An 8,094-nucleotide genomic window follows, 5' to 3' on the forward strand; every position below is an offset into this window, starting at 1 on the left:
CCCACCCGCCGGGTGCTCGACGACCTGCGGCGCGAGCTGCGGCCCGTACGGGCCGGTCTGCGCGACCTGACGATCGGCTCGGGCAGCCAGGTCGACCTGGACAACGAGAACCTGCTGTTCGAGTGCGGCTGGACGTGGGGCATCGTGAAGGACGCCCCCGACATCGTCACCCCGCTCGACATCGGGCCCCAGCCCAAGGGCGTGGCCGCCGACACGCCGTTCCTCTACTTCACCGTCAACGCCCTCGTCGGCATCGCCGACCTGTTCACCTCACGCACCCGCGTCCTGAGCCTGCTCGACGACGACCAGATCACCCTCGCCCAGGCCATCCAGCGCCGCTGGGACCTCACCCAGTCCTACTGGCGCACGATCGCGACGTTCGGACGGGGCACCTGGCCGCTGGAGGACATCCCCTGGCGGACGGTGGACGAGAAGGAGTCGGACTACTACAGCCTCGGCGTCACCGCCATGGTGGTGCAGAGCCTGGTCAACAACCGGGCGGCCGACGTGGACCTCGGCCGGGTCGCCGCCGTGCTGGAGGAGCTGGCCATCCGGGCCAGGATCATCCGCAGGGCCGTGCCGGGCGACCCGCCCGTGCTCATGCACTCCCCCGGCGTCCCGATCAACCTCCACGGCAGCGACGCGCTCGGCCCTCACCTGGTCTGGGTCGTCTCCGACTTCGCCATCACGCTGCTCAAACGCACCATCTGGGCCGCCTCCATCGCGCAGAACACCCGGATGCGCGAGCGGCTGGTCGCCCTCGCCGACCAGATCTGGCGGCACATCATGTTGCGCCGCCACGTCGAAGGCCCGGCCGCCGGCCTGTGGGACCAGCCCGGCAACGTCTTCGCCGACATCGAGGCGCGCGACGAGGAGCCGTCGTGGTACTTCAGCGAGCGCGTCGTCGAGTTCCTCGTCTCCGCCGCGACGTCCAGCGGAGAGCCGCCGCTGCGCAGCCCCCAGCTCGTGGAGCTGGCCTACCAGATGCTCGGGGAGGCCGAGCACCTGCTGGACCAGGAGCTGGTCACCCGGCCGCTGGTGGCCGGGCAGACGATCCAGCCGAAGCTCCGCACGATCCAGGCCTCACTGCAGCGGGCCAGGGCGATCGTCAGCGACCGCCCCGCGACCGCGCAGGCCCTGATCAACAGCGCGCTCCTCGACCTCGAACGGCTCGCCGCCGCCCGCGACAGCGCGTCGGAGGCGATCTGAATTGCTCGTCTTCGCGATCTCGGACAAGGGCGGGACCGGGCGCTCGGTCACCGGCACCAACATCGTGTACCGGCACGCCCTGCAGGGCAACGACGTCTGCTACCTGGACTTCGACTTCGGCTCGCCTACCGCCGGAGCCATCTTCAGCGTGAGCGGGGTGGCCCGCGGCACCCGGCGCAACGGCCTGCACGAATACCTGCGCGGCGAGTGCCCGCAGCCGCGGCGGGTGGACGTGTGGGCCGAGTCCGACCGCGAGGGGCTGCGCACGCGCCCGCCCGGCGCGGGACGGCTCGTGCTGCTTCCGGGCAGCGAGGGCGGCGGCGAGCTGTCGGCCCTCACCGACGAGATCGTCGGCCGCTGCGTCCAGCTGTTCGGGCGGCTGGAGGAGGAGTTCGACCTGTGCATGATCGACGTCAGCGCCGGCCGGTCCTTCACCGCCGAGCTGGTCCTGGCGGCGACCGTGCGGATGCCGGCCGTCCCGTTCCGCTGGCTAGTCTTCCACCGCTGGACGCGTCAGCACATCATCGCGGCCGCCGGGCTCGTCACCGGCGCGGACGGGCTGCTCGACGTCGGCACCAGGTTCGGCCACGACGCCGACGACCTGCGCGACCGCATCCGCTTCGTGCGCACGGCCGTGCTCGAGCCGGACGCGTCGGAGCTCGTCGGACTGCGCGACGAGCAGCGGGCCTGGCTCAGCGCGTGCGACAGCGAGCTGCGCGAGCTGGCCGGCCGCCACAGCGTCGGCCGTACGGCCATGCTCGGCAAGATCCCGCTGGACCCGGTCCTCCAGTGGCGCGAGCAGCTCATCACCGACGAGGACGTGCTCGCCAGCAAGATCGCGAACGCGGAGACCGCCGCCGCGTTCGACGAGCTCGCCAAGAAGATCGTCGACGACAACGCGTGGGAGGGCTTGTGACGCCGGTGCACGCGACGTTCGGCGAGGTGGCGGCCGAGCGCAGGATCGCCTCCGTGCCCCTGTCCCACGTGTCCGTCGAGCTCGGGCACCTCTACATGGAGGACTTCGAGGCGGGCCCGGACCGGCTGCGCGAGCAGTTCCGCAGGGTCGCGCCGTGGCTCGCCACGGTCCGCTCCTTATGGCGTGAGCGGGTGCCCGGGGGCCGGGCCCGGGTGAGCACCTGCTTCCTCGTGGACGACTACTTCAGTCGCTTCAGCACTCCCGCCGAGCTGGTGCCGATGATCCTCGAGGCGGCGGCCGAGCACGACCTGACCATCGACTATCTGGCCCGCGAGTCCGCCTGCGCGCAATCAGAGGGTGTCGAGCTCGCCCGGCTGGTGGAGGACCGGCTCGTGGACGACCCGCCGCCGGACACCGACGGATCGCGCCCGCCGGTGAAGGAGACCGGCTGGCTGTGCAACGGCTCCCGCTCACCCCGCACCGCGCCGGTGCAGGCGATGGGGAAGGCCCGGCCGTGGGAACCGCCCGCGCAGAACGCCAAGCGCGGCCACTCGATCTTCGTGGACGTCGAGCTGTGGGACGAGAAGGGGCCGCGGCGCACCTGGTCGTGCCCCTTTCTCGCCGCCGTCTGGCAGCTCCTGCGGCTGGGGCTGCTGCGCAGCGACGGCCGGGTGCCGCTTCCTCCGGTGGCCCTGGACGGCGGCTGGCCCCGGAACTGGGACGAACTGCCCGCGGTCGTCCGGCTCGATCCCCAGGCCGCGCCGTTCAGCGCGTACACCACGCTGTCCGTCCTGTCCCCCCGGTTCCTGCCCGTCGAGCTGGCCGTACGGACGATCCTGAGCCAGGTCGCGGTGGACGACGAGGTCCTGCGGCAGGTCGCCGGCCGGAGCGAGGGCGAGGGAGTCCGGCTCGAAGAGGAGCTCGTCGACCGCATCTCCTACGTCTTCGTCTGAGGGGCCCGATGCTGGTGATGGGGGAAGTCCACACCGGGCTGCTGCAGAACTCCGGGGAGATCTCCGAGTCGACGTGCCGCCAGGTGCTGGGGATCACGGCCGGGGAGACCGTGCGGGTCTCCCGCCGTCCCATCGTCCACGCCGTGTCGCCCGAGCGGCTGACCGGGGTGGACTGCGCGCTGCCCGCCGCCTCCCGTTCCCGGGTCAGGGGCGTGGGCACGGTCGTGTCCCGCTGCGCGGTGACCGGGGGCAGAGTCGCCCAGGGCTCGTCGTACGTCAGAGTGGTGCGCTCGGAGACCGACCGCAGGCTCGCCTGGTCGCACTACCTGGCCCGGCCGGGCGTCGTGGAGGTCCTGGGCAAGGCGAAGGCGGCCGACCTCGCCGAAGGGTTCACCGGCGACCCCGCACCCGGCTGCCTCGATCTGGGAGCCGTCAGCGGGCGTTTCCTCGACCTCGTGCAGTCCTCCCCGCTGCTGGACCGGCGGGCGCCCTTCAAGATCCCGCGTACGAGCCTGCGGTGGGTGGCCGAGACCGGCGAGCCGTCGATCCGGTTCACCCTGCACACCGAGCAGGAGCGGACCCTGCGCCTGACGCACCCCGGCCCGTTCACCCCCGCCGTGGTCGACCTGTGCGAGGACCTGGCGACGCACGACTGGCTGCTGACGTCGTTGCTGGTCATCGTCGAGCGGGCGCGGATCGGAACGACGCCGGAGGCCCAGGCGGTGGCCCGCCTGGCGCCCGCCATCGACCACCTGCTGCACCTGTGGATGCCCGCCGCCCGGGTCGAGGAGTGGCTGACGCCGTTCTGGGACAGCCTGGAGCGGCGGCCGGGGTTCACCCGGCAGTGGCGCTCCCTGGTCGACCGGGTCCGCGACCAGGTCGCGATGAACACCCTGGCCCTGCTCAGTGTGTCCGCCGAAACCGGACGGAGGTGACCGTGACCGGAGAAGCATCCGAGCCGTCGCGCGCGCTGGTCCCGAGGATCGTGCGCAAGGTCCTCGTGACGGTGCTCGTGGGCGGCGTGAGCTACCTCGTGAGCAACGCGCTCATCCACGGGCCGAACGAGGACCTGTGGAGCCTGCTGCTCGCGACGTTCATCAGCGGCGTCGTCTTCGTCGTGCAGTTCCTGACGGACGTGGACGACCAGCTCGAGACCGTGCTGCAGGAGCAGCGCAGGCAGCACACGAAGACCCACGATCTGGTGGCCGACAGCTTCTCGAAGATCAACGAGGCGAGCAAGCTGTTCGGCGTCGTGGAGATGTCCGCGCTGCAGACCAGGGGCGTGGCCGAGCTGGTGCAGAACGCCGCCAAGATCCGCGACGACATGCCCGATCTCGTCAAGAGCCTGGTCCACCACGAGGTCACCCGCATGGCCAAGTTCCTCGGCGAGCTGTCCGACGGCAGGTACGCGTTGTACGAGGGCGAGGACCGCGACTGGCTGCTCGCGCTCGCGCGCAACACGCGGATCAGCCTCGACGCGATCAGCCTGACCAGCGTGGACGCCCGCGACACCGAGTTCGGGAGCGGCTTCTGGCACACCGACCTCGGGCAGCGCTACGTCCGGCTCCAGCGTGACCTCGTCCAGCGCGGGGTGCGGGTGCGCCGGCTGTTCGTCGTGGATCGTTCCGAGCGGCTCGACTCCGAGGCGTTCCGCCGGGTGTGGAAGTGGCAGACCACGGTCGGGATCGAGGTGCGCACGCTCCTCCTCACCGACGCGCCGCCCCTGCTGCGCGGCTCGCTGTCGGATTTCATCCTGTTCGACGGGGTCGTCTACTACGAGTCCAATCCCGCCCCTCAGGTCGGCGACGGCATCGCCCCGGTGATCCACAGCACGATCCTCGTACGGGACCAGGAAAGGGTGCGGGAGCGGGTCGAGCGGTTCGGCGAACTGTGGGACGCGGCGACACCCGCGGCCTAGCGGGGAATCGGGCCGGGCGCTTCAGAGAACGGTGTCGGGCACCGGCGGCGCCGGAGGGAAGGGCCGGTCGGGACGGCAGACGGCGAGCAGTTCCCGCTCCTTCTCGCCGGCGGTCCCCGTGACCAGGGCCGCCACCAGCTCCGCCGTGACGGGGGCGAGCGTGACGCCGAGGCCGCTGTGGCCGGTGGCCGCCACGACGCGGCCGTGGTCGTCCACGTGGCCGAGGATGGGCATGTGGTCGGCGCTGCCCGGCCGCAGTCCGGCCCACCGCCGGCCGATCGGCCAGGTGGCCGCCGTGGGCATGAGCTCGGCGACGCCCCGCCGGATCTCCTCGATCGCCGCGGCGGTCACCGTCACGTCCCCCACGTTCTCCTCGTAGGTGACGCCCACCGCCACCCTGCCGTCGTACCGCGGGACGAGGTAGGGGAAGTACTCCCGGCCGTCCTGCCTGATCTCCGCGAAGACGTGGTGGCGCAGCGGGTAGGTGACCGCCCCGGGCGGGCGGACGTCGAACGCCACGCCCTTGATGGGGAACAGGTGCGCGCGTTGACGGGGCAGGAAGACCCCGCTCAGATGGCCGGCCGCGACGACGACCGTCTGCGCGGACACCCGGCGGCCGTCGTGCAGGTCCACCTCGACGCCGGCGGGCCCGGTCCGCAGATCGGTGGCGTACACCGCGTTCAGCACCCGGATCGGCGTACGGCCCGACAGCACGGCTCCCGACAGTGCGGACATGAGCACCCGCGGGTCGAGCGCGAGCTCCTCCGGCAGCAGGAAGCCGCCGACGACGCGCTCGCTCAGCAGCGGTTCGAGGCGCCTGGCGTCGGCCGCCGTCAGCCGCTCGACGGCGAACGGCGAGTTCTTCCACTGCGGCAGCACCTTGGTCTCCAGGCGCTCCATCTCGGCCTCGTCCAGCGCGACCTGGATGTCGCCGCCGTCCAGCACCGGGACCTCGACGCCGGAGGCCGCGTGGATCTCCTCCAGCCACTCCGGATACATGTCGCGGCTGTGTTTGATCACGTCGCTGAGCGGGCCGAGGCAGGAGGGCTCCGTCTGGGTCAGGATGCCGCCCATCGCGCCGTCGGAAGCGCCGAGGCCGAGACGCTGCCCGGCGTCCACGAGCACCACGCTCGTGCCCCGCGCGGCCAGCCGATGCGCGATGGCGCAGCCGATCACGCCACCACCGATGATCACGACGTCGCAGGTCTCAGGCACGCGGGCTCCCAGTTCGCCGTCCTCGCTTCGACAGTAGGCGAGGGAGGGCCGTTCAAGAAGGCCACACACCGGTGACCTCGCCGAACTGTACCGCGAGGGAATCTTGCCGGCCGGGAAATCCGCCGAGTCGCGACGCGCCGGCCCCTTCCCCAGCTATTGGATGAGCCGTACAATTGCGACCGCCGGAAGGGAGGGCCGCATGTCCGCCGCGCCGAAGATCACCGCGACCAGCGAGGACACGAACGTCGCCGACCGGAGCGCGTACGAGGCCGTCATCGAACGCCTGTCGAAGGCCTCTGTCGACAAGCACTGGGAGCCGTACATCGACATCCCCTGGGACGACCCGGAATTCCACGTGGACCGGACCGACCCGCGGTGGGAGCTGCCGCCGGCCGACAGGCTGGGCGGCCACCCCTGGTACCTCGCGCAGCCGCCGGAGGTCAGGGCGCGCATCGGGCTCTGGCGGGTCGCCACCGCCATGAAGATCGGGTTGCAGTTCGAGAACCTGCTCAAGCGCGGGCTGCTCAACTACGCCTACCGGCTGCCGAACGGCTCCCCCGAGTTCCGGTACGTCTATCACGAGATGATCGAAGAGGGTCATCACGGGATGATGTTCCAGGAGTTCGTGAACCGCACGAAGCTCCCCATCCGCGGCATGCCCGGCCCGCTCAGCCTGCTCGCCCAGGTGGTGCCGTGGATCCCGCTGATCTCCACCGAGCTGTTCTTCGTCTTCGTGCTGGGCGGCGAGGACCCGATCGACCACGTGCAGCGCGCGACGCTGAGAAGCGGGCGGATCCGGCACCCGCTCGAAGAGACGATCATGCGCATCCACGTGGCGGAGGAGGCGCGGCACATCTCCTTCGCCCGTCACTACCTGCGCCGGCGGGTGCCGCGCATGCCCCGCCACCGCCGCTTCGCGCTGAGCCTGCTCACACCGCTGATCATCGGCCTGATGGCGCGGATCATGCTGTCCCCGCCCGGCTCCATGATCAGGGCGTTCCGCATTCCCGGCGACGTCGTGCGCGAGGTCTACGTGGACAACCCCGAGACGGCCGCGCAGACCCGCGACTCGGTGGCCAGAACGAGGGAGCTGTGCGCCGATCTGGGCATGATGAACCCGGTCAGCCGCCGTCTGTGGCGGGTCATGGGCATCTGGGACGAGCCGAGGGTTCGGGCGAGGAGCAACGCGTGAGCAAGACCGCCGTCGTCACGGGCGGGGCGTCGGGGATCGGGCGGGCCGTCGCCGCCGAGCTCGTACGGCGCGGCGTCCACGTCACGATCGCCGACGTCCGGGGGACCGACGACGCCGCCAAGGAGCTCGGCTGCGCGGGCGTCGTGTGCGACGTCTCCGACGCGGAGGCCGTCCGGGAACTGGTCACCGGGGTGGCCGCCGGGCACGGGCGGCTCGACTTCCTGTTCAACAACGCCGGCATCGCGGTGGGCGGCCGTGCCGAGGAGTTCACCCTCGACCACTGGAACCGGACGATCGACGTGAACCTGCGCGGGGTGGTCCACGGTGTGCATGCGGCGTACCCGCTCATGATCGAGCAGGGCTTCGGGCACATCGTCAACACCGCGTCGCTGGCCGGGCTGACCCCCGCGCCCATGATGCTGCCGTACACGACGACCAAGCACGCCGTCGTCGGGCTGTCGCTCGCGCTGCGGGCCGAGGCGGCGGCGCACGGCGTGCGGGTCAGCGTGGTCTGCCCCGGGTTCACCGACACGCCGCTGCTGGACAACGCCAACCCCGGGCTGCCGCAGACCGAGATCGGCCTGCGCGCCCGCACGTCGGCCGTGCGGGCCCAGGGGCGCCTGTATCCCGTGGAGTCGCTCGCCCGCGACCTGCTGCGCGGCGTGGCCGCGAACCGGGCGCTCATCGTGGC

Annotated in this window: 8 protein-coding genes; 7 read left to right on the plus strand and 1 reads right to left on the minus strand. The window is 71.6% G+C overall.

Features of this window, described 5'->3' with window-relative positions; genetic code table 11:
* From AB0J39_RS36265 to AB0J39_RS36285, 5 genes are all read left to right on the plus strand, one after another.
* A partial coding sequence (locus tag AB0J39_RS36265; protein WP_363473151.1) for an SCO2524 family protein occupies positions 1-1,209 on the plus strand: 1,209 nt, incomplete at its 5' end.
* 1 nt (position 1,210) lies between these two features.
* Complete coding sequence (locus AB0J39_RS36270; RefSeq protein ID WP_363473153.1) at positions 1,211-2,125, plus strand: SCO2523 family variant P-loop protein; 915 nt, start codon at positions 1,211-1,213, stop codon at positions 2,123-2,125.
* Positions 2,122-3,078 carry an SCO2522 family protein gene (locus tag AB0J39_RS36275; RefSeq protein WP_363473155.1) on the plus strand — a complete coding sequence of 319 codons (957 nt, stop codon included), beginning with the start codon at positions 2,122-2,124 and terminating at the stop codon, positions 3,076-3,078. The genes AB0J39_RS36270 and AB0J39_RS36275 overlap by 4 nt, the downstream gene beginning before the upstream one ends.
* Before the next feature lie 17 nt (positions 3,079-3,095).
* Positions 3,096-4,013: an SCO2521 family protein gene (locus AB0J39_RS36280; RefSeq protein ID WP_363473157.1), complete on the plus strand. Its 918-nt coding sequence runs from the start codon at positions 3,096-3,098 to the stop codon at positions 4,011-4,013.
* Positions 4,014-4,015: 2 nt separating this feature from the next.
* Complete coding sequence (locus tag AB0J39_RS36285; RefSeq protein WP_363473159.1) at positions 4,016-4,996, plus strand: hypothetical protein; 981 nt, start codon at positions 4,016-4,018, stop codon at positions 4,994-4,996.
* A 21-nt stretch (positions 4,997-5,017) separates the two neighbouring features.
* Here AB0J39_RS36285 and AB0J39_RS36290 read toward each other — a convergent pair whose 3' ends face one another.
* Complete coding sequence (locus AB0J39_RS36290) at positions 5,018-6,211, minus strand: FAD-dependent oxidoreductase (protein WP_363473160.1); 1,194 nt, start codon at positions 6,209-6,211, stop codon at positions 5,018-5,020.
* Positions 6,212-6,410: 199 nt separating this feature from the next.
* On the opposite strand from AB0J39_RS36290, the gene AB0J39_RS36295 reads away from it, so the two are divergent.
* On the plus strand, positions 6,411-7,403 hold the full coding sequence (locus AB0J39_RS36295) for a diiron oxygenase (protein WP_363473162.1): 993 nt from the start codon (positions 6,411-6,413) through the stop codon (positions 7,401-7,403).
* On the plus strand, positions 7,400-8,094 hold a 695-nt coding region (locus AB0J39_RS36300; RefSeq protein WP_363473165.1), incomplete at its 3' end, for an SDR family oxidoreductase. The genes AB0J39_RS36295 and AB0J39_RS36300, both read left to right, overlap by 4 nt.

This window comes from Microbispora sp. NPDC049633 (genome assembly GCF_040675265.1).
GTDB classification, from domain to species: Bacteria; Actinomycetota; Actinomycetes; order Streptosporangiales; family Streptosporangiaceae; genus Microbispora; species Microbispora maris.

Coding starts and splice junctions, on each gene's coding strand:
- AB0J39_RS36280 (WP_363473157.1), top strand. CDS start 3,096: ATGGGGGAAGTCCACACCGGGCTGCTGCAGAACTCCGGGGAGATCTCC.
- AB0J39_RS36295 (WP_363473162.1), top strand. CDS start 6,411: ATGTCCGCCGCGCCGAAGATCACCGCGACCAGCGAGGACACGAACGTC.